Genomic DNA, 21049 nt, shown 5'->3' with positions numbered 1-21049 from the left:
ACCCGTCTCAGTCGGTCAGCAGCGCCTCGAACTCGGCCTTGACGTCGGCACGGTAGGCGTCCGTATCGAGCATCGCGGGGGGCACCTCGCCCTCGAGGAACGCGGTCATCCCGGCCGTGAGCGCGTCATCGTCCTGCGTCACGATCCGGATGGCCCCCTCCGGCAGAGCGCCGTACACGGAGCCGAAGGACGTCGACACGATCGGCAGACCGCAGATGGCGGCCTCGATGAGCACCATCGGCTGCCCCTCGTAGAGGCTGGACAGGACGAAGCAGTCGGCGGCGGCGAGAAGAGCGTACGGATTGCGCTGCGCGCCGGTGAGGAACGCCACGTCGGAGAGCCCCGCCTCGTCGATCTGCTCCTGCAGGTCGGCGGCCAGCGGACCCGCACCCACGATGAGCAGACGTGCCTCGGGGTGCGCCCGATGCACGGCGAGGAATGAGCGGATCAGGCGGGCGTGGTTCTTCTCCGGACTCAGACGACCCACCGTGATGAACCAGCGCAGGTCGCCTTCGTCGGCCTGGAGCGCCTCGTACCAGGCCGGTCGCGGCGGGATCTCCCGGTCTGCGGCCTCGTGCTGCGCGTCGGACTCGGAGAAGAACTCGCTGAGGGGGCGCCGCGCGCCCAGGGTGACGTGCTCGACATCGGGGAAGTTGCGCACCGTGCGGAAGTGCTCTCCGGAGGCATACTCGGCGAGCTCGATGCGATTCAGCTCGGTGAGCTGGTGCGACACCGACACGAGCTGGTCGTATTCGGAGTACATGGCGAACACGGCGCCGAGGCCGCGCTTCATGCTGGCCCTGCCGTTCACCGTGCGTTCGCGGTCGGATGCCATCTCGTTGTGCATCCAGATCGCGCGGACCGGATCCGGCCCGCCGTCATCCACCGCGGGTGCGTGCAGCAGAAGGCTGGTCCACAGCGGGCCGTAGCCGCTGAAGTCGGCGACCCAGTCGAAGCGGGCGTGACCGAACACGCGCATCCACTCCGCGTTCCACAGCTCCTCGTGCCAGGGCTCCGCGCCCGGGGACCGAGGGGCTCCGCGCCAGTCGTCGACGCGGCGGCGCAGATGCACGACCTTGGACCCGTTCATCCCTCCGATGCGGAACACCTGCCGCACCTCGGCGGGGATGCGGGCCTGCGTCAGCGGATCCGTGCTGAGCCGGCGCTTGGGCAGCAGCGCGGTCACGTCATACCGGGTGTGATCGATCGCGCCGAGGAGGTTGAGCGCGCTCGTGGTGATGCCGTTCGGCTTCATCCCGCCGAGGTACACGAGCAGCCGCTTGCGACCGTCGTGGGCGGTGGGGCGGGCGCGGTAGCCCTCGCGGGCGCCGCCGAACACGATGTCGACGACGCGTGCCGTCGCGCCGCCGTCTTCGAACGGTGCGAAGCGCAGGGCCCAGGAGGCGTACTGCGGATGCGGGTCGGAACCCTCGAGGAGAGCTCGCAGCGCGCGGCCGGTCTCGGCGGCGTCGTCGGCGACGGGGCCCGGCAGGGTGTCCAGCGGCATGTAGGTGCCGCGTCCCGAGGAGTACAGGTCGGCATCCGGAGTGAAGAACGCGATGGGGCGACCCGTCGCCAGGTAGTCGAAGAAGATCGACGAATAGTCGGTGACGAGGCCGGCCGAAGCCCCCAGCAGCACGTTGGAGGGGATCGAGTTGGGGGCGAGCGACCGCGCTAGCTCCGGACGGGCCGAGGCGTGCGCGTGCACGATCTGATGCGTCTTCAGCACGACGACGTGGTCGTCGCCGACACCGGCCTGCAGGGCGGCGAGCTGGGCGGCGAGCTCGTCGATGTTGTCCTCGGGGTCGTCGAAGGAGCTCCCGCGCCAGGTGGGCGCGAACAGCACGATCGGCTTTCCGCCGAGCAGGACGCCGCTGCCCTCGAGCTCCGCGCGCACGGCCGCCTCGGCCGCATTGTCGAGTCGCTGCCGGTCGATGCGGGGGTAGCCCTCCTCGATGAGGGTGCCGGGGTAGACGTTGGTGAGCCGGTAGGCGCCTTCGTACATGGTCTCGGCCATGAACGGATTCGCCGCGAGCAGGTAGTCCGACATGAGGAAGTTGCGCAGGGTGTTCGCCGACTGCACGGCTCCGGACGGCATGTCGAAGCCCATGAGCTTCAGGGGTGTGCCGTGCCAGGTGTTCAGATAGACCTGGCCCTCCCTCTTGCCGAACCAGGTCGGGAAGGTGGCGTTGTTGATCAGCCAGCCGCTCGCCGCGAGCGCCTGACGATAGGAGGCGGATCCGCGACGCACGAACGAGACCCGGCGGTCCGCGGAGAACTCGTTCTGGAAGCGGGCGATCGCGTCCTCGTCGGCGAGCGCCCAGACGTGCGTCAGGTGGGCGTAGTCGGGATCTGCCAGCAGGTGGCGGAAGATCGCCTCCGGATTGCAGAGCATGCCGTTGCCGGCGAACGACTCGTACAGCACCTGATCGGGGCGCACCGGACGGGAGCGCCAGAACGCGATGCGCTCGGCCTCGACCGCCCGCTTCAGACGTCGGGCAGCGGACTTCAGACGCCGCACGGGGGAGGAGAGTGACACGGAACAAGGATATTGGGCGCATGCCGAGCGAACGCTCGGAGAACGTCGGGTGGACGGACGGTGACGCAACACCGTGCTGACAGCCATCTCGGAGCAGCGGCAAAGCAGAGGCCGCTACCCTCGGGGCGTGACCTCCTCCGCTGTCGGCACCGCCTCGGAGCGGTCCCTCCCCGCCTCGGCGCGGGTGACGGCCGATCCGCGGCGCCTGGGGCTGTGGGCCGGGCTCATCGGGCTGTTCGCGGTCGCGGCCAGCGCGGCAGGATCCTGGATCCCGTCGCTCTGGGGCGACGAGGCGGCGAGCCTCATGTCGGCGACGCGTCCGCTGCCCTCGCTCTGGCACATGCTGAGTTACGTCGACGCCGTGCACGGGCTGTACTACCTCGGACTGCACGCCTGGATCGACCTGTTCGGGCCGAGCGCGTTCTCGATCCGATTCCCGTCGGCGCTCGCGATCGGCGTCTGCACCGCCGCCGTGGTGTGGCTGTGCGGACGGTTCGAGCGGATCTGGTTCGCCGTCGTCGCCGGCGTGTTCACCGCACTCCAGCCCCGCCTGATCTTCGCGGGGGAGGAGGCGCGCTCCTATGCGATCGGGGCGGCGTTCGCGGCCGTGCTGCTCGTGCTGCTCATCGAGATCGCCCGCCGTCCCGGACGTGCGACCTGGTGGTGGGTCGGCTACGCGGCGGTGCTCACGGTCGCGATCTGGACGTTCCTCTACTTCGCGCTCATGGTGTTCGCGACGCTCGCGATCGTGCTGCTGTCGCCCGAGCTGCGCCGACGATGGCGGGCCTGGGCGCTCAGCACCGGGATCGCCCTCGCGCTGTGCACGCCCCTGGCCTGGTTCGGCTTCCTGCAGCGCCGCCAGATCGCCTTCCTCGCGGTGCGCGAGTCGGTCACCGCCGAGGTGGTGCTGAAGAACATGTGGTTCCAGGAGTGGTGGTTCACCGCGATCGCCTGGATCCTCATCCTCCTCGCCGTGGTCGTGTTCGCCCGCGAGATCGTGCGAATCCGGCGGGGCGGCGGGCGGCTGTGGCGCACACCCGGAGTCCGCCTCGAGGTGGTGGCGCTGAGCTGGATGATCGTGCCGATGGGTCTGCTGCTCGCGGTCACCCCGTTCGTGGCGGTGTACACCGCCCGGTACGGCACGTTCTCGGCGCCCGGAGTGGCGATCGTGATGGCACTCGGCGTGCGCGCGCTGGCCCGGATCGGGGATCGATCCGGCGATGTCCCTGGGGGCGTTGCGGCGGACGGGCGCCGCCGGGAGGGGCCGCGTCGGGAGGGCTCGCGTCGCGGGTCGTGGCTCGCGGGGATCGCGATCGCCGCCGTCGTGATCGCCGCCGTGCCGGTCGCGGTGCTGCAGCGTGGGCCCTATGCGAAGAACCAGTCGGACTGGAACGACATCTCCGCCTTCATCAGCGCGAACGCCGAGCCGGGCGACGGCATCGTGTTCGACGACGGAGCCCGACCGTCCCAGCGCACCCGGCTGGCGAAGGCCACGGATCCTGCGGCCTTCCGCAACACCACCGATCTGCTGCTGAAGACGCCGTATCAGAAGTCCTACACCTGGTACGACCAGACCTACGGGATCCCTCGGGCGGCCGGAATGGGCCGGTTCGACGGGGTCGATCGGATCTGGGTGGTCGAACTGCGCTTCGACGGGGTCGTGGACTCCTGGGGCCTCAGCGACCTGCGCGAGCTCGGCTACCACGAGACCGCGCGCCACGACGGAGCCGGCAGCGTGATCCTGCTCTACGAGCGCTGAGGACCGGATCCCACGGGGCTCGGGGCCGTTGAGCGCGCATGGCCGGAGGCCGCGCGAGACGAGACGCGGTGCTCTTGAGAGCTGGCGGCGTTTCGTCTCGGTCGCCTGCGGCGTCCTCGCTCAACGACCCCGGAGGGGTGGTGTCGTGCGGCGTCCTCGCTCAACGACCCCGGACGGGTGGTGTCGTGCTGTGCGCTCGTTCAGCGACCTGCCGAGCCTGCGGCGACCGCGGCGGCGTGCGCGCGTCCGCGGACGAACGTGGCGCGCACCCGTGCGGTGAGGAACGCCTCGGGGCCGTCGCGGAACGGATCCGCGTCGAGTACCGCGAAGTCCGCGGATGCGCCCGCGCGGAGCACGCCCAGGTCGCCCTCCCAGCGCGAGGCGTACGCGGCGTCGCGGGTGGCGCGACGCACGGCGTCGGCGATCGCCATCGCGTTGCCGGGGACGTTCGCCGGCAGGGCCGGGTCGAACGCCGAGCGCCGAGTGGTCGCGATGAACAGGTTCGGCAGCGGGTCGAACGGCGCGGTCGGCGCATCGGTGCCGAGCGCAAGCGTTGCTCCCGCCTCGGCGAACTCTGCCCAGGGGTAGCCGCGCTCGACGCGATCGTCGCCGAGCATCGCACGCCAGTTGTCCTGGATCGCGGGGTCGCAGTGCACGGGCTGCATCGAGGCGATGATGCCGAGGCGCGCCAGCCGCAACGGGGTCGCGTGATCCACGGTCTCCAGGTGCTCGATCCGGTGGCGGCGGTCGGCGCGCGGGCCGTTCGTCGCGACCGCGGCTTCGAGGGCGTCGAGGGCGAGTGCCGACGCGGCATCGCCGATCGCATGCATCGCGATCTGCAGGCCCGCGGCGTCGGCGCGAGTGACGACCGCCGTCAGTGACGGGAGGTCCCAGAGCGCGTCCGGCTGCGAGCCGTCGGCGAACGGCGAGCGCATCGCTGCGGTGCAGCTGTCGATCACGCCGTCGACGAACAGCTTGATGCCGGCGATCCGCAGACCCTGGCCGGAGTGCTCCCGGTGCAGGGCGATCGCCCGGTCGACCGCGGCGGCGTCGCCCTCCGCGGTCGCGGTGCGGTACACGGCCCAGTGCGCGGCGACGTGCATCGGAAGGACACCGTCGTACCGATCCTGCACGGCGAGCATCGCGCGCAGGTCGGGCTCGCCCAGCGCCATGTCGACCGCGGCGGTGACGCCGGCGTCGAGGTAGGTGCGCAGCGCCGCCTCGAACTGCGCTTCGCGGTCGGCGTCGCTCGTGAGGGCGTCCAGCCGCTCGCGGAGGAACGCGAACACCGCATTCTCCAGCAGCATGCCGGTGGCGCGGCCCTCGGCGTCGCGCTGGATCGTGCCTCCGAGCGGATCCGGGGTCGCGTCGTCGATGCCCAGTTCCGCGAGCGCCGCCGTGTTCAGCCAGGCGGAGTGGTTGTCGTTCGCGTTCAGATAGACGGGGCGGTCGGCGACCACTGCGTCGATCATGTCGCGGTGCGGCGCCCGGCCGTCCAGGCTGGAGAACAGCCAGCTGCGGCCGAGGATCCGCGGTGCATCCGGGTCGGCGGCGGCCGCCGTGGCGATGCGCGTCTGGATCTCGGCGAGGTCGGGAGCGTCGTGCAGATCCACCTGCTCGAGCGACTCGCCCAGCCCGATGAGGTGGGTGTGCGCGTCGACGATGCCGGGGATCACGAGCGCCCCGTCGAGCTCGACGACGTCGTCCGCGGCGAAGGCATCGGCGGCGTCGGTGTCTCCGACGAAGAGGACGCGGCCGTCCTCGACGATGAGCGACTGCGCCCACGGCGGGGTGTCGGAGGTGAAGATCGCACCACCGCGGTAGTGCGTCGTACGGGTCTCGTTCGAAGTCATCGGTGTCGGATCCTTGTCGGTGCGGATGGTCAGAGCGAGGCCTGGGAGCGGGGCGAGCGACGCACCAGCACCAGGTAGAGGATGAACGGGACGAGCAGCCCGACCGGTACCGAGAGATCGATGCCGCCGAGCGCCGCGGCGATCGGACCGGTGAAGACCAGGGTCGCGCTGCACATCAGCGAGGCGCCGATGCCGACGAGCACCGCGACCGCGCCGGGGACGTGCACGCCGCCGGTGAACCAGAACCGGCTGCCACGGCTGTCGTCGGCGAGAGCCGCTCCGTCGTAGCGGTTGCGTCGCCACAGCATGTCGGCGAGGTACACGCCCATCACCGGTGCCAGCACCGTCACCGCGAGCTGCAGGGCGCTCGACACGCTGTCGAGGAAGTTCCACACGAGCAGTGCGAACAGGGTCATCAGCACGCCGACCGTGCCGTCCAGCAGCACGGTGCGAGAGCGGGGCAGGCGGATGCCGACGGCCTGCAGGGCGAGGCCGGAGCTGTAGGCGGTCATCGCATTGTTGGCGATGGTGCCGACGATCACGGAGATGAGGAAGATCGGCGCGAACCAGCCGGGCAGGAACTTCTCCAGCCCCGCCTCCGGATCCGACATGTCCACGGAACTCGCGGCGAGCACGCCGACGAAGGTCGCGAGCACTCCGGGGATCACCATTCCCAGCGTGGTCCACAGTGCGACGTCGCGCACGCGCGTGGCTGCGGGCAGGTAGCGGGCGAAGTCGGCGCTGTTCGTGTACGACAGCGGGCCGGACGCGACCAGCGCGACGCCGGCGGCCATCATCGCGACCAGTTCCAGCCCGTGCAGCGGGTGCGCGGGCGCGTAGCCCCACTTCGCGCCGCCGACGACGAACACGGCCATGCCCGCGAAGATCACGGCGAGCAGGATCGCGAGCGGCTGGTACAGCCGCATGATCAGGCCGTGGCCGTACACGCTGATGACCATGGTCGCGGCGGCGATCACGACGGCGCTGATCGCAATGGTCCAGGGCGATGATGCGATCCCGAGTCGGCCGAGCAGCCCGACCGCGACGGTCGTGGCGGCTGCCCAGTTGATCGCGAGGTAGCAGACGCTGATCAGCCAGCCGGCGATCGCGACGTTGAACCGGTTGCCGGTGATGCCGTACATCGCGCGGGTGATGATCTCGCTCGGGGTGCCGGCGGCGGGTCCGGATCCGGCGACGATGCCGGTGATGATGGAGAATAGGTTGCCGATCACGATGACCAGCAGCGCCTGCCACAGGTTCAGACCGAGCAGCACGAGGGTCACGCCGATCACGACGGCGAGGAAGTTGACGTTCGGGGCCGCCCACACCGCGAACAGGTCGCGGGCGCGGCCGTGCCGCTCGGCGTTCGGGATGTAGTCGATGCCGTGCGTCTCGACCCGCGTGGCGCTGTCGGTGGGGACGGGGTGCGTGAGGGCGGGGGACGGGTCCGCGGTCTCGGGGGGTGTCGTCTGCGACATGGGTCCTCCAGGGCGAAAGGTCGGGTGCGCGACGTCCTTGTTCGCGCTCGACACGCAACGCTAAAGATCCAAAACGATTTGGACAAGCGGATTCCGCGATTATCATCGCGGCATGCGCAGACAGCGATCGACGATCCGCGACGTGGCCCGTCGTGCGGGAGTTTCGGTGACCACGGTGTCGCACACGTTCTCGGGCAACGGCGTCGTGAACGAGCGCACTCAGGCGCGCGTGCGCGCGGCGGCGACGGCGCTGGGGTATCACCCGGACGTCGTGGCGAGCGGGTTGCGTCGCAGCAGGCTCGGGGTGATCGGGCTGGTGCTGCGGCCCGCCGTCGGCGTCGAGCCGCAGCAGATCCAGGACGTCGACTACTTCCCGCGGTTCGCCGGGGCGGCCGCGCTCACGACGCTCGCGCACGGCTACGCGCTGATGCTGGTCGCCGATCCGACGGTGCCGCAGGCGCCGAGCACGGCGTGGGCGTGCGACGGCATCATCGTGACCGACCCCGTCGAGGACGACCCGCTCATCGCTGCGCTGCGCGCGGGCGGCATGCCCTACACGCTGGTTGGGGCCGACACCGCGGACCCCGGGGATCCCCACGTCGTCGACATCGCCACCGCCCTGATCACGGACCGCGTGCTCGAGCATCTCGCCGCGCACGGGGCCCGCCGGATCGCCCTGGTCGTCGGCACCGATCCGATCGAGTGGAACTCCGCGACCGAGCAGCGCTACCGGGAGCGGTTGCCCGGGCACGCACAACTGGTGCGGCACGTGCCGGAGCTGGCCGAGCAGGAGGAGCTGGTCGCAGTCGCGGACGAGCTGCTCGCCCTGTCCGAGCCGCCGGACGGCATCTACTGCATGACCAGTGATCACGCCCGCGCGCTCGTGGACCGGCTCGTGGCTCGCGGCGTCCGGGTGCCGGAGGACGTGCGCGTGGTGTGCGGGTCGGACGCGGAGCGCCTGCGCGGCGCGATCCCGGAGATCACCGCGGTCGACCTGCAGCCGCAGGCGCTGGGGCGGCAGGCGGCGGCCGAACTGCTGGGGCAACTCGAACCGGAGCTCCTGGTCGACGTGCCCGCCCCCGACCACGGCGCACTCATCGTGCGTGCGTCGACCGCGGGCTGAGCCGGTTCGGGCGCCGAGCCCCGCGGATCCGCCGTCCTGATGAGGGCGGATCCGCGAAGCCCGGTCAACGCGTCGACGCGTTCCCGGCGGCGATGACGGCGTTCAGCGTCGCGGTCAGCACCGATCCGTCCCGTCCTGCGGCCCACGCCGTGCCGTGCGCCCCGCGGTACTCGATCAGCGTCAGCGCCTCGCCGTCGCTGCCGGGGCCGAGGCTCGTCTGCTGCAGGTCGAGGATCTCGATCGGCGCCCCGTGCATCGCGAGGGCCGCCGTGAGCGCCTCCACCGGACCGACCCCCGGGTGCTCCGAGGCGTGCTCGGATCCATCCACGCGCAGCCGGAAGGTCGTGCGCGGCTCCACGGCGGATGTGTCGGTGCGCACCTGCGTCAGCGCGATCCGCGGCTCCTCACCACGTGCGAGATACGCCTCGTCGAAGATGCGCCAGAGCCCGTGCGCGTCGAGTTCGAGGCCGCTCTCGTCGGCGTGCCGCTGCACGTGCCCTGCGAGGTCGATCTCCAGCCGGCGAGGGAGCCGGATCCCGAACGCCGTCTCGAGCAGGTAGGCGATCCCGCCCTTGCCCGACTGCGAGTTGACCCGGATCACCGCATCGTAGGAACGGCCGAGGTCGGCCGGATCGACCGGGAGGTACGGCACGCGCCAGGCGATCTCGCGCTCGGACCGGCCCTCGCGCGCGGCACGCGCGCGGTGCTCGGCGAAGCCCTTGCGGATCGCGTCCTGGTGGGTGCCGCTGAACGCCGTGTGCACGAGGTCTCCGACGTAGGGATGCCGCGGGTGCACCTCGATCCGGTTGCTGTGCTCGACCGTGCGGCGGATCTCGTCGATGTCGGAGAAGTCGATCATCGGATCGATGCCCTGGGCATGCAGGTTGAGGGCGAGCGTGACGAGGTCGACGTTGCCGGTGCGCTCCCCGTTGCCGAACAGGCAGCCTTCCACCCGCTGCGCGCCGGCGAGCACGGCCAGCTCCGCGCAGGCGATCCCGGTGCCGCGATCGTTGTGCGGGTGGACCGACAGGATGACGCTCCCGCGCCGGTCGAGGTGGCGGTGCATGTACTCGATCTGGTCGGCGTAGACGTTGGGCGTGGCGATCTCGACCGTCGCCGGCAGGTTGAGGATCACCGGGCGTTCCGGCGCCGCGTCCCACAGGGCGGTCATCGCGTTGCAGACCTCGAGCGCATAGTCGGGCTCGGTCAGCATGAACACCTCGGGGGAGAACTCGAACCGCACATGCGGCAGCGCGCCGCCCAGCTCGAGCACGTCCCGTCCGGCGCCGAGGATGAGGGTGCGCAGCTCGTCCCGATCTCGTCCGAGCACGGTCTCCCGCCAGATCGGCGCCGTCGCGGTGTAGAGGTGGATGACGACGGGGTTGCGGATGTCGCGGATCGCGTCGACCGTCCGCGCGATGAGATCGCGCCGCGCGGCGGTGAACACGACGATCGTCACGTCCTCCGGCGCGATGTCGTGCTCGGCGATCAGACGCACGAAGTCGAAGTCGGTCTGCGATGCGGACGGATAGCCGACCTCGATCTCCTTGTAGCCCATCGCGACCATGAGGTCGAAGAAACGTCGCTTGCGCGCAGGATCCATGGGCTCCGCGAGTGCCTGGTTGCCGTCGCGGAGATCGACGGGGACCCACAGCGGTGCGGCGGTGAGGCGCCGGGTCGGCCAGGTGCGCTCGTCCGCGGAGAGGGGGATCGAGACGCGGTCGTAGGGATCGGCATAGCGATGCGACGGCATCTGCGAACGCCTCTGCCGGTTCCAGGCCGGCGCGTCGGCGGGGACGGGGCCGGCGGGCGTGGAAATTCCGGGGAAGGGGGTGCGGGTCATGCTCTTCTGCTCTCTGCGAGGGTTTCGGCGGGCCGGCGCGGCGCATCAGCCACGACGGGGTGCCGGACCGGTCAGTCCCCGCCGTGGCGGTGAAGAAGGAGGATCGCGCTCGTGAGCATGCAGGCAGTGTAGCGTTAACTCCGCAGACAAGTTGAGGAGTTACCGTGGTCATGAGTCCGAGTGTGCGACGTTCTTCGATGGCGGATCAGACCGCGGACGTGCTCCTGGAGAGGATCAGGGACGAGGAGTGGGCGCTGGGCGCCCGACTCCCCGGCGAGACGACCCTCGCCGCCCAGCTGGGGGTGGGGCGGTCCACCGTGCGCGAGGCGATCCGTCAGCTGGCGGGCCGAGGCGTGCTGTCGGCGCGCCAGGGCGCGGGGGTCTTCGTGACCGCGCTCGACGTGCGGGAGGACTGGGATGCCGTGCTGCAGCGCGCCGACATCGTGAGCGTGATCGAGGCGAGGGCGGCGATCGAGGGCGATGCCGCGGCGCTCGCCGCGGAGCGCCGATCGGCGGATGATCTCCGTGCGATCCGTCGCGCCCTCCGCAACAGGTCGGAGCACCGCTCCGATCTCGAGGAGCATGTCGACGCGGATCTCGCGTTCCATCGCGCGATCGTCGTCGCCGCCGCCAACCCGATCCTCACCGAGCTGTTCGACGGGTTCACTCCGCGCCTGCGGCAGACGATGATCGCGATGCTGCGTATCCGCGCCTCTTTCGGCGACGACGAGGACCATGAGGCGCACGTGCGCCTGGTCGATGCGATCCGTTCCCGCGACGCCGCGGCCGCCTCCCGCCTCAGCCGGTCGCACCTGGCGTCGCTCAAGGACGGCCTGCGGTGAGCGCCGAGGTCGTCCGGCTGGACCGGGTGTCGCTACGGCGCGACGGGCGCGACATCCTGCACGAGATCGGCCTGACGGTGCACGCGGGGGAGCACTGGGCGCTGCTGGGGCCGAACGGCGCGGGCAAGAGCACGATCCTCGGCATCTGCGGCGCCCGTACGCATCCGTCGAGCGGGACCGCCGAGGTGCTGGGGCACAGGATCGGCCGCGTCGACCTTCAGGAGCTGCGACACCGCATCGGCCACGTGGATCCGCGGCATCCGCTGCGCTCGCCGCTGACCGTGACCGAGGTCGTGCTGACCGGGCTCACCGGGACGATCGAGACGCCGATGCGCTGGGGGCCGACGCCCGCGCAGACCGCCCTCGCGCAGCAGCTCATCGTCGACGTCGGGCTCTCGCACCGACGCGACGCCCTGTGGCCGACGCTCTCGCAAGGGGAGCGCGGCCGGGCGCTCATCGCGCGGGCGCTCGCGTGCCGGCCGCGGCTGCTCCTGCTCGACGAACCGATGACCGGGCTCGATGTGGCCGCCCGGGAGCAGCTCCTGGAGACGATCGACGCCCTTGCACACCGGGATCCGCGGCTCGCATCGATCCTCGTCACGCATCACCTGGAGGACCTGCCGGAGACCACGAGTCATGCCCTCGTCATCGAGGGAGGGGCGATCGCCGCGATCGGCGCGATCGAGGCCGCCGTGACGACCGAGACGATCTCGCGCGCGTTCGCCCACCCGATCGAGGTGACCCGCACCGGCGGGCGGTGGGCGGCGCGCACGCGTCGCGACCGCAGGGCGGCCGTGCCGGCGTGACGCCGAGTCTCAGAGCTCCGGGACGATGCGGATCGCGCCCTTGTCCGCCGACTGGGCGAAGTGGGCGTAGGCGCGCAGCGCCGGGCTGACCTCGCGCACGCGGCTGCGCGGCCGGTATCCGCCGTTGGCCTCGAGGTGCTCGCGGCGGCGCTCCAGCTCCTCCCACGGCACGTCGAGTTCGAGCTTGCGGGTCGGGATGTCGATCGAGACGATGTCGCCGTCCTCGACGAGCGCGATCACGCCGCCGGCGGCCGCCTCGGGCGAGACGTGCCCGATGGACAGGCCCGAGGTGCCGCCGGAGAAGCGGCCGTCCGTGATCAGCGCGCACGCCTTGCCGAGTCCGCGACCCTTCAGGAACGAGGTCGGGTAGAGCATCTCCTGCATGCCGGGCCCGCCCTTCGGTCCCTCGTAGCGGATGACGACGACGTCGCCCTCCTTGACCTGCTTGTTCAGGATCTTCTCGACGGCCTCGTCCTGCGACTCGCAGACGACGGCAGGGCCGGAGAAGGTCCAGATCGACTCGTCCACGCCTGCGGTCTTCACGACCGCGCCGTTCGCCGCGATGTTGCCGTGCAGCACGCCGAGGCCGCCGTCCTTCGAGTACGCGTGCGCGATGTCGCGGATGCAGCCGCCCTCGGCGTCGGTGTCGAGCGAGGCCCAGCGCTCCGACTGCGAGAACGCGGTGGACGAGCGGCGACCGCCGGGCGCCGCGTGCCACAGGTCCTGCGACACCTCGGAGGCCGATCCGCCGCGGATGTCCCATTCGTCGAGCCACTCGCCGAGCGTCGCGGCGTGCACCGTGTGCACGGTGTCGTCGAGCAGTCCGCCGCGGCGCAGTTCGCCCAGCAGGGCGGGGATGCCGCCGGCGCGGTGCACGTCCTCCATGTAGTAGGTCTTGCCGCCCGCCGAGTTCGGGGCCACCTTGGCCAGGCACGGCACGCGCCGGGAGATCGCGTCGATCTCGGCGAGGCCGAACTCCACGCCGGCCTCGTGCGCGGCGGCGAGCAGGTGCAGGATCGTGTTCGTGGATCCGCCCATCGCGATGTCGAGGGCCATCGCGTTGCCGAACGCGGCCTCGGTGGCGATGCTCTTCGGCAGCACGCTCTCGTCGTCGCCCTCGTAGTAGCGCTGGGCGATGTCGACGACCAGGGAGCCGGCCTTCTCGTACAGGGCGCGGCGCGCCGTGTGCGTCGCGAGCACCGACCCGTTGCCGGGCAGGGAGAGGCCGATCGCCTCGGTGAGGCAGTTCATCGAGTTCGCGGTGAACATGCCGGAGCAGGATCCGCAGGTCGGGCAGGCCGACTCCTCGATGCGCAGGATGTCGGCGTCCGAGATCTTCTCGTTCACGGCGTCGCTGATCGCGTCCACGAGGTCGAGGGAGCGCACGGTGCCGTCGACGAGCGTCGCCCGCCCGGCCTCCATCGGGCCGCCCGAGACGAACACGGTCGGGATGTTCAGGCGCAGCGCTGCCAGCAGCATGCCCGGGGTGATCTTGTCGCAGTTCGAGATGCACACGAGCGCATCGGCGCAGTGCGCGTTGACCATGTACTCGACGGAGTCCGCGATGAGGTCGCGCGACGGCAGCGAGTAGAGCATGCCGCCGTGGCCCATCGCGATGCCGTCGTCGACGGCGATGGTGTTGAACTCGCGGGGGATGCCGCCGGCCTCGCTGATCGCGTCCGACACGATGCGCCCGACGGGGGCGAGGTGCGTGTGCCCCGGCACGAACTCGGTGAAGGAGTTCGCGACGGCGATGATGGGCTTGCGTCCGAGATCCTTGCCGTCGACGCCGGCGGCGCGGAAGAGGGCGCGAGCACCGGCCATGTTGCGTCCGTGGGTGACCGTGCGAGAGCGATAAGCGACCATGGTGACCATTGTGGACCTCACCGGTGGTTCTGCCGAGCCCGGTCGCGAGGAGGCTTTGTACTAGTACTCGGAGTACTGTTTCGCCATGAGCTCCATTCACCGCGGAACCGCGCCCTCGCCGCCGGGCGGGACCGACCGAGCGGGACGACGGGCATGATCCGCCCGCGCACGCCCCGTCGCGAGCAGCTGGGGGACTTCCTCGCCTCCCGGCGCCGTGCTGCGCGACGTTCCGCACTCGGGCTGCCGCAGGCCGCGCGGCGCGGCGACATCGGTCTCAGCCGCGAGGAGGTGGCGGCCCTCGCCGGGGTGAGCGCGAGCTGGTTCACCTGGCTCGAGCAGGGGCGCGACATCGGCGTCTCCCGCCAGGTGCTCGGCGCCGTGGCACGCGTGCTGCAGCTCAGCCCGGCCGAGATCGACTACGTGGTGCGACTCGCGGGGCCCGAGGAGGACGCCGCTGCCGAGGAGGCCGAGCGGATCCCGGATCACCTTCAGCGGCTCGTCGACGCACTCGCCTTTCCGGCGTTCGTCGTGGCGAGCGATTGGGCGATCGTGGGCTGGAACGTCCCGTACGCGCGTCTCTACGAGCCGATCGTCACCGTCGATGCCGGTGATCGCAACCTGCTCTGGCTGATCTACACGGATCCGCAGCTGCGCCGCATGCTGCCGGACTGGGATCAGGAGAGCAGGCGCTTTCTGGCCGAGTTCCGGGCGGAGTCGGGCGTGCGTCTGAGCTCGGACCGGCATCGGGCGCTGATCGAGCGGCTGCTCGAGGAAAGCTCCGACTTCCGGATCCAGTGGGCCGAGCACGCGGTCGAGCGCTTCGCCTCCCGTCAGCGGGTGTTCCAGCATCCGAAGGACGGCCGGCTCGAGTTCGAGCACCACAGCCTCGTGCCCTCCGACGCTCCGGGCCTCTCGGTCGTGATGTACGTGCCGGTCTGAATCCGGTTCGAGGAGCGATGTCAGCTCCATCTGGCGCAGGAGGCGAGCGCACATCGCTCCCCGAAGACGAAAGAGGCGGTCAGCGCTCCAGGCGCAGCACCGTCGTGACGTTGAGACGGTGCGATGAGATCACCCGATAGCCGAGCGCCTGCAGGTGCTGCACGTCGGGGGAGCGCTCAGCGTCAGGACCGCGTTCGATCGCCCAGACGCCGGGCGTGAGGTCGCCGGCGGTGAGCCGGTCGTTCGGAACGGTGCGATCCCAGAGGCCGGGCTGGGCGCGGAACGAGGAGAGCAGGGCGGGATCGCGGAGTCCGGCGAGGTCGTCCGGATAGACCGCGGCGATCAGCCGCGGCTCCTCCGAGTTCTTGGGGCGGTCGTCGTAGACGACGGCATCGCCGGTCCGGGCGTGCGTGCGCAGGTAGGCGGCGGCCTCGCGCCAGTCGCTGCCGTCCTTCGCGTAGGGTCCGCGCAGGACGATGAGATTCGGGACGAACGCCGCCAGCACGACGGCGAGGAGGATCCCCGTCGCCGTCGTCGTGCGCAGCGGCGTGCGCCCGGCGAGCCACCGCGCAGTGGTCCGCACGCCGAGAGCGACCAGGATCGCCGCGGCGGGGACGCAGAACGACAGATACCGCACGGTGTACATCGGGGCGATCAGCACGCTCCCGATCAGGACCGCCGCGGTCGGCAGCGCCAGCCAGAGCAGCGCGAGCACGCCGAGACGGAGGCCGCGCGCATCCTGACGACGGCGGCGGAGCACGCCCGCCAACCCGATCACGATGAGCGCGCCGCACGGCCACGCAGTCACCGGGTCGAACCACTGCAGCGCCAGCACGCCCTGCGGCGTGATGTAGTCCCGGTGCGCGAGGAAGCCGATCTGGTTCTGCTCGGCGGCCGCGAGCCGGACGATCGGCACCGCCAGCAGGATGGCGACCGCGGCCCAGATCGCCCACCGCCAGAGCGACCGGCGGTGGAAGAGCAGTACGAAGACGCCGTGCACCACGAGCAACAGGGCCAGGTAGAGGAAGACGTAGATCGACACCGCGGCACCGACGGCGTAGACCGCCCACCCCCACCACGCGCGCCGCCCCTCCAGCTGGGCGAGCAGCAGCACGGTCAGCCACACCGCGATCGCCGAGCCGATCGCGTACGAGCGGGCCTCCGCGGCCATGAGCACGGTGCGCGGCAGGAGCGCGACGATGAGCCCTGCCGCGAGGGCGAGACGCGATCCGCCGAGCCGGCCCGCGAGCACGGCGGTGCCCGCGGCGAGGAGTCCTGCGGCGATCGCGCTGGGCAGGCGCACGGCGAACTCGCTCGCGCCGAACAGATCGATCCACACATGCAGGAACGCGTAGTAGGCGCCGTGCACCCCGTCGACCGACTGCAGCATCCGCCACAGCTCGGGCCAGGTGCGCGAGGCCGACATGACGCTCGCGGCCTCATCGCCCCAGAACGAGGGGATCCAGGATCCGAGGACGCCGACCAGCGTGCCGACGATGCCCGCGATCAGGGCGATGCGCGGCAGGCGCGCGTCGGCAGGCGTGGACACAGGACGAGACTGGCTGATCCGCCTGTGAACCAGCCCGGTCGCGGACGTCGGCAACGATCAGGCCAGCGGCAGCCTCAGTGTCACCACCGTGCCGGAGTCCTCCGCGGATCGCAGGGCGACGGCGCCGCCGTGGCGGCGCAGGATCGCTGCGACCAGGCTCAGCCCGATCCCGGATCCGGCGACGTCGCGGGCGTTCTGAGCCCGGGCGAGCTCGTCGAACACCTGCGGGAGGTCGGACTCCGGGATGCCGCGGCCGGTGTCGGCCACGTCGATCACGGCCTGTCCCGCCTCCTCGCGCAGCCGCACCTCGATCGGGCCGCTCTCGGAGTACTTCGCGGCGTTGCCGAGCACGTTGTCGACCGCGAGCGAGAGGAGATCCAGATCGGCGGAGATCGGGGGCACCGGCCAGGGTACGCGGGTGACCGTCAGGGCCATGCGCGCGCCGGAAGCCGGATCCTGCTGTGCGAGTGCGGCGATCGCCTCGACCAGAAGCTGTTCGAGATCCACGGGTTCGCGCTCGAGCGGACGCGACTCCAGATCGGCGAGCTTGCGCAGGTCGCGCACCAGGGCGCCGAGCTTGGCCGCCTGCGCATCCACGATCGGCCAGGATTCGGCGCCGCCCACATTGTTCTGCGCGGCCGCCGAGGTCGCCAGGATCGCGGTGAGCGGGTTCTTCAGCTCGTGGTCGAGCCGCGCGAGGAAGCGCGCATGGTGCTGCCGTTCCTGAGCCGCACCTCGTGCCATGGCCGCGTCGAGCGCGATCTGCGCGCGGACCCGGCGTCGGGTGCGCACGGCGATCACCGCGAGGACCCCGAGCGCGATCACGCTGAGCAGGATCCCCGCGCCCGCGGCCACGGCGGGCAGTGCGATCCTGACCTGCACCTGGCGCAGGTCCCCGGCCGCCGCCAGCACCGCCGCGATCGCCGCTCCGAGCACCGCGGGCGCAGCAGCGAGGAACCACCACAGGGGCCGTGAGGCGCGCCCACCACGACCTCCGACCGCGCTCGCCGCACGACCCGGCCCACCCGCGTTCACGCCGCCCCCACAGGAGCGGCGAACCGGTATCCGAAGCTCTGCACCGTCTCCACGAATCGCGGGGCCGCAGCATCGTCGCCGAGCACGCGGCGCAGTTCGGAGACGCGATGGTCGACCGCTCGGCTCGACGTGGCGAAGTCGAAGCCCCACAGCGTCGACAGCAGGCGCTCCCGGCTGTGCACCTCATCGGCGTGCAGCATGAGGTACTCCAGCAGCGTCATCGCCTTGGGGGTGAGCGTGAGCTCGACGTCGGCGAGCCAGGCGCGTCGTGCGGTGCGGTCGAGCACGAGGTCGTGGGCGCGCAGCCGCCCGGCGGTGGCGAGGGAGGGGCCTCCGGCCGCGGTGCGACGCAGCACGGCGCGGATCCGCGAGATGAGCTCGTGCGGGTCGAAAGGCTTGTTGAGGTAGTCGTCCGCACCCTCGTCCAGGGCCGCGCTGCGCTCCCACGACTCGCCCACCTGGGTGAGCAGGATGATCGGCAGCCACAGGCTGCGGGCGCGCATGCGCCGCACGAACTCCCGGCCGTCGAGGTGCGGCATGAGCACGTCGCACACGACGAGGTCCGGGGCGCGGCGCTCCACCGCGGCGAGGCCCCGCGCGCCGTCGCCGGCGATCTCCACGTCGAAGCCGCTGCGTTCCAGGAAGGGTCCGAGGGCGCCCGTGATGGCCTCATCGTCGTCGACGAGCAGGATCCGGGGGCGCGGGGCTTCGCCCATGTCAGCCCGCCTTCAGGGTGTTGGCGGTGCCGATGTCGGAGATCGCGGGTGTGGAGCCGGTCCAGTTCACGATGTTCCCGTCGCCGTTGACCACGAGCTCGCGCACGGACGCCGCGAGCACGACGTTGGCGGATCCGATCACCGACAGGGAGGTGACGTCGTCCGCCACCACCTGCGCGCCCTGGGCGTTAACGATGAGCCGGTCGCAGGGCCCCTCCACATGCACCGCGACCGCGTCCTGCATGAGGGTGAGCTCGCCGTCGCAGCGCTGCGTCGTGGTGGCGGCGGCGATCAGCCCGGCGCGGGAGACCGCGTCCGGCATGGTGACAGGCGCATCGGTCTGCGGCACCGGCTTCGGCGGGCCGGACGGGCGCTCGCCCTTCACGTCGACGGACGCGTCGGGGGATGGACTGCGCGACGGGTGCGCCGTGTCGACGACGCTGATCGAACAGCCGGTGAGGCCCGCCGCCAGAGCGAGGGCGGTGATGAGGAGTGCGGGGATGCGGCTGCCGTGCATGGTCTTCTCCGGTCGTTCCGAGGCGGGCGTTTCCGAGGCGGCGGATCAGTGGCCGGCCGGGATGAAGATCTCGACCCGCCGGTTCAACTGCCGCCCGGCGGGGTCGTCCTGGCCGTCGATCTCGTTCGGTGCGACGGGGCGCGTCTCGCCGTAGCCGACCGCCTCCATCGCCGTGGCGGCGCCGGCCTTCCGGAGCGCGTCCACGACCGACTGCGCGCGACGCTCGCTGAGGTCCTGGTTGTCGGCGTCGTCTCCGATCGCATCGGTGTGACCTGAGATCTCCGCATTCGCGACGTTCTTCGAGACCAGCACCTGCGCGACGGACGCGATCGTCTTCGCGGCGTCGGCGCGGATATCGCTGCGGTCGAAGTCGAACAGGACCCCGTCCTGGAACGTGATCGTGGTACCGCACGACGAGATCGGGGCGAGGGCGGCGATCGGCGGGAAGCTGCCGAGCTTCGCCACGGCGGGAAGCCTCTCCGCCTTCACCGTCTTCCCGTTGACCTTCGCGGTGCCGTCGCCGTAGTTCTGGATAGAGATGCCCGGGCCGGCGTAGTCACCGGATCCGTCGCCGAAGTTCTGGATGCGCACCGATCCCGCCGTGTAGTCGCCGGATCCGTCGCCGAAGTTCTGGATCGCCATGCCGGGCGCGGCGTAATTGCCGGACCCGTCGCCGAACACCTGGACGGTGATGCGACCGTCGCTGTAGTTGCCGGATCCGTCGCCGAAGTTCTGGATGCGCACGGAGCCGGCCGTGTAATTGCCGGATCCGTCTCCGAAGTTCTCGATCGTGACGCCGTTGATCGTGGAGACACCGGATCCGTCTCCGAAGTTCTGCACCGAACCGTCCGGTCCCGTGTAGTTGCCCGACCCGTCGCCGTAGAGCATCGCGGATCCTGCTCCCGACACCACCTTCCCGCCGGCGTCGCAGCGGGCCGGGGAGACGGTGACGCCCGGAACGCCGTCGAAGGCGGTGCTCACCTCGATCGCGAAGGCGTCAGCGGATCCGGAGAGAAGGCCGAGGTCGGGCAGCCGGAACAGGGGGACCGGCGGGAACTGACCGACGTCGTAGCCGGGGACGGTCGCGGCGGCGGGCTTCGCGGCGGCGCTCGAGGAGGGGCCGTGCGAGGGCTTCGCGGTCCCGTCGCCCGACACCGGCGCGGCGGAGGAGCATCCGGCGAGGACGGCGATGGTCGTGGCGGTCGCGGTGACGAGGGCGGCACGCCGGGTGGGGTGAGGCGCGCGGTGCTGCGTGGTGCTCATGACTCGAGGCTATCGACCCGGTGTCGCCGTCCCGTCGCGGCCGTGTCTCGATCCTGCGACACGCTCCGGTGGCCTGCGGCAGGGGCGCGGCGCACGCCGTCCGCCGCGGAGCGATCTCGGGGATCAGCCGCTGCGTCCGCCGTAGCCCAGCCGGCGCTGCAGCTGCCGGGCGGTCTCGGCTACGGCGTCGGCGACAGCCTTCTCGTCGACCGAGCCCTCCTCGGACCAGGTGACGGCGACGGCCGCCACCGGCCAGTCCACGTGGTCGCGCACGGCGATGCCGACCGAGCGGAACCCCGGGGTCACCTCGCCGTCCTCGCGGGCGATGCCGTCGCGACGCACCTCGCGCAGCAGCTCGTTCAGCTCGCGCGGGCGTGCGGGCCCGCCGCCGGTGCGCTGCGCGAAAGATGCGGCATCGGGGTACAGCGCACGCACCTGCTCGCGGGGGAGCGCGGCGAGCATGGCCCGGCCGGTCGCGGTGAGGTGAGCCGGGAGCCGCACCCCCACGTCGGTGATGAGGGCGGGGCGCCGGAGCGCGCGCTCCTCGACGATGTAGAGCACGTCGCGCCCGGTCATCACGGCGAGATGCGCGCTCTCGCCGAGGCGGTCGGCGAGCCCGGCCAGCAGTGGACGGCCGAGCCGCGCCAGCGGCTCCTGCCGCGCGTAGCCGCCGGCCAGCTCGAAGGCGCTCGTGCCGAGGCCCCAGCGGCGCTCCTGCGGCAGGTGCACGACGAACCCGTGCGCTTCGAGGGTCGCGAGCAGGTGGTAGACGGTGGAGCGGGGGATGTCGAGCTCGCGGGCCAGCGCGGATGCCGCGACCGGCCCCGCGCGGCGGGCCAGGAACCGCAGGATCCGCAGCGTGTGCTCGGCCGCGGGCACCTGCGGGCGGTCGTCGCGGGCGCTCGTCGGCGAGCCCGCCCC

The 21049-nt window shown here is 71.4% G+C and carries 16 protein-coding genes; 5 read left to right on the top strand and 11 right to left on the bottom strand.

Annotated features, from left to right (window positions below):
- Positions 1 to 7 precede the first annotated feature (7 nt).
- On the bottom strand, positions 8 to 2539 hold the full coding sequence (locus LXM50_RS11320) for a glycosyltransferase (RefSeq protein ID WP_233311425.1): 2532 nt from the start codon (positions 2537 to 2539) through the stop codon (positions 8 to 10).
- 127 nt (positions 2540 to 2666) lie between these two features.
- Here LXM50_RS11320 and LXM50_RS11315 point away from each other — a divergent pair, with 127 nt between their 5' ends.
- Positions 2667 to 4298: a glycosyltransferase family 39 protein gene (locus LXM50_RS11315; protein ID WP_233311424.1), complete on the top strand. Its 1632-nt coding sequence runs from the start codon at positions 2667 to 2669 to the stop codon at positions 4296 to 4298.
- 200 nt (positions 4299 to 4498) lie between these two features.
- On the opposite strand, the gene LXM50_RS11310 is transcribed toward LXM50_RS11315, so the two are convergent.
- Entirely contained in the window at positions 4499 to 6151 is a 1653-nt protein-coding gene (locus LXM50_RS11310; protein ID WP_233311423.1) for an amidohydrolase, read from the bottom strand.
- A 29-nt stretch (positions 6152 to 6180) separates the two neighbouring features.
- Positions 6181 to 7629 (bottom strand): cytosine permease, encoded by a 1449-nt coding sequence (locus LXM50_RS11305; protein WP_233311422.1) that lies wholly within the window; start codon positions 7627 to 7629, stop codon positions 6181 to 6183.
- Between the two features lie 112 nt (positions 7630 to 7741).
- Here LXM50_RS11305 and LXM50_RS11300 point away from each other — a divergent pair, with 112 nt between their 5' ends.
- Positions 7742 to 8752, top strand: a complete 1011-nt coding sequence (locus tag LXM50_RS11300) for a LacI family DNA-binding transcriptional regulator (protein ID WP_233311421.1) — start codon at positions 7742 to 7744, stop codon at positions 8750 to 8752.
- A gap of 64 nt (positions 8753 to 8816) precedes the next feature.
- Here LXM50_RS11300 and LXM50_RS11295 read toward each other — a convergent pair whose 3' ends face one another.
- The gene (locus LXM50_RS11295; protein WP_233311420.1) at positions 8817 to 10595 is read right to left on the bottom strand and encodes a 2-isopropylmalate synthase; all 1779 of its coding nucleotides are present in this window, start codon (positions 10593 to 10595) and stop codon (positions 8817 to 8819) included.
- A 197-nt stretch (positions 10596 to 10792) separates the two neighbouring features.
- Between LXM50_RS11295 and LXM50_RS11290 the strand changes: the two genes are divergently transcribed.
- A complete protein-coding gene (locus tag LXM50_RS11290) occupies positions 10793 to 11437 on the top strand; it encodes a FadR/GntR family transcriptional regulator (protein ID WP_233311419.1) in 645 nt (214 codons plus the stop codon).
- A complete protein-coding gene (locus tag LXM50_RS11285) occupies positions 11434 to 12243 on the top strand; it encodes an ABC transporter ATP-binding protein (RefSeq protein ID WP_233311418.1) in 810 nt (269 codons plus the stop codon). The genes LXM50_RS11290 and LXM50_RS11285 overlap by 4 nt, the downstream gene beginning before the upstream one ends.
- A gap of 9 nt (positions 12244 to 12252) precedes the next feature.
- On the opposite strand, the gene ilvD is transcribed toward LXM50_RS11285, so the two are convergent.
- Positions 12253 to 14109 (bottom strand): dihydroxy-acid dehydratase, encoded by a 1857-nt coding sequence (gene ilvD / locus LXM50_RS11280; RefSeq protein WP_233311417.1) that lies wholly within the window; start codon positions 14107 to 14109, stop codon positions 12253 to 12255.
- A 153-nt stretch (positions 14110 to 14262) separates the two neighbouring features.
- On the opposite strand from ilvD, the gene LXM50_RS11275 reads away from it, so the two are divergent.
- Entirely contained in the window at positions 14263 to 15048 is a 786-nt protein-coding gene (locus LXM50_RS11275; RefSeq protein WP_233311416.1) for a helix-turn-helix transcriptional regulator, read from the top strand.
- Between the two features lie 79 nt (positions 15049 to 15127).
- Here the strand turns inward: LXM50_RS11275 and LXM50_RS11270 are convergent, their stop codons facing one another.
- The 6 genes from LXM50_RS11270 to LXM50_RS11245 form a co-directional block, all read right to left on the bottom strand.
- Positions 15128 to 16597, bottom strand: coding sequence for a glycosyltransferase family 39 protein (locus LXM50_RS11270; RefSeq protein ID WP_233311415.1), 1470 nt, complete (start codon positions 16595 to 16597; stop codon positions 15128 to 15130).
- Positions 16598 to 16654: 57 nt separating this feature from the next.
- The gene (locus tag LXM50_RS11265) at positions 16655 to 17632 is read right to left on the bottom strand and encodes a sensor histidine kinase KdpD (protein WP_233311414.1); all 978 of its coding nucleotides are present in this window, start codon (positions 17630 to 17632) and stop codon (positions 16655 to 16657) included.
- Entirely contained in the window at positions 17629 to 18348 is a 720-nt protein-coding gene (locus LXM50_RS11260) for a response regulator transcription factor (RefSeq protein WP_233311413.1), read from the bottom strand. The genes LXM50_RS11265 and LXM50_RS11260 overlap by 4 nt, the downstream gene beginning before the upstream one ends.
- 1 nt (position 18349) lies before the next feature.
- Positions 18350 to 18865 (bottom strand): DUF3060 domain-containing protein, encoded by a 516-nt coding sequence (locus tag LXM50_RS11255; protein ID WP_233311412.1) that lies wholly within the window; start codon positions 18863 to 18865, stop codon positions 18350 to 18352.
- A gap of 45 nt (positions 18866 to 18910) precedes the next feature.
- Positions 18911 to 20128: an OmpA family protein gene (locus tag LXM50_RS11250; RefSeq protein ID WP_233311411.1), complete on the bottom strand. Its 1218-nt coding sequence runs from the start codon at positions 20126 to 20128 to the stop codon at positions 18911 to 18913.
- 123 nt (positions 20129 to 20251) lie between these two features.
- On the bottom strand, positions 20252 to 21007 hold the full coding sequence (locus tag LXM50_RS11245) for an IclR family transcriptional regulator (RefSeq protein WP_233311561.1): 756 nt from the start codon (positions 21005 to 21007) through the stop codon (positions 20252 to 20254).
- Between the last annotated feature and the right edge of the window lie 42 nt (positions 21008 to 21049).

The sequence above is a fragment of the Microbacterium sp. Au-Mic1 genome (assembly GCF_021341785.1).
Lineage (GTDB): Bacteria > Actinomycetota > Actinomycetes > Actinomycetales > Microbacteriaceae > Microbacterium.
The sequence above is the reverse complement of the archived record's forward strand: the minus strand, read 5'-3'. Positions and strand labels throughout refer to the sequence as shown.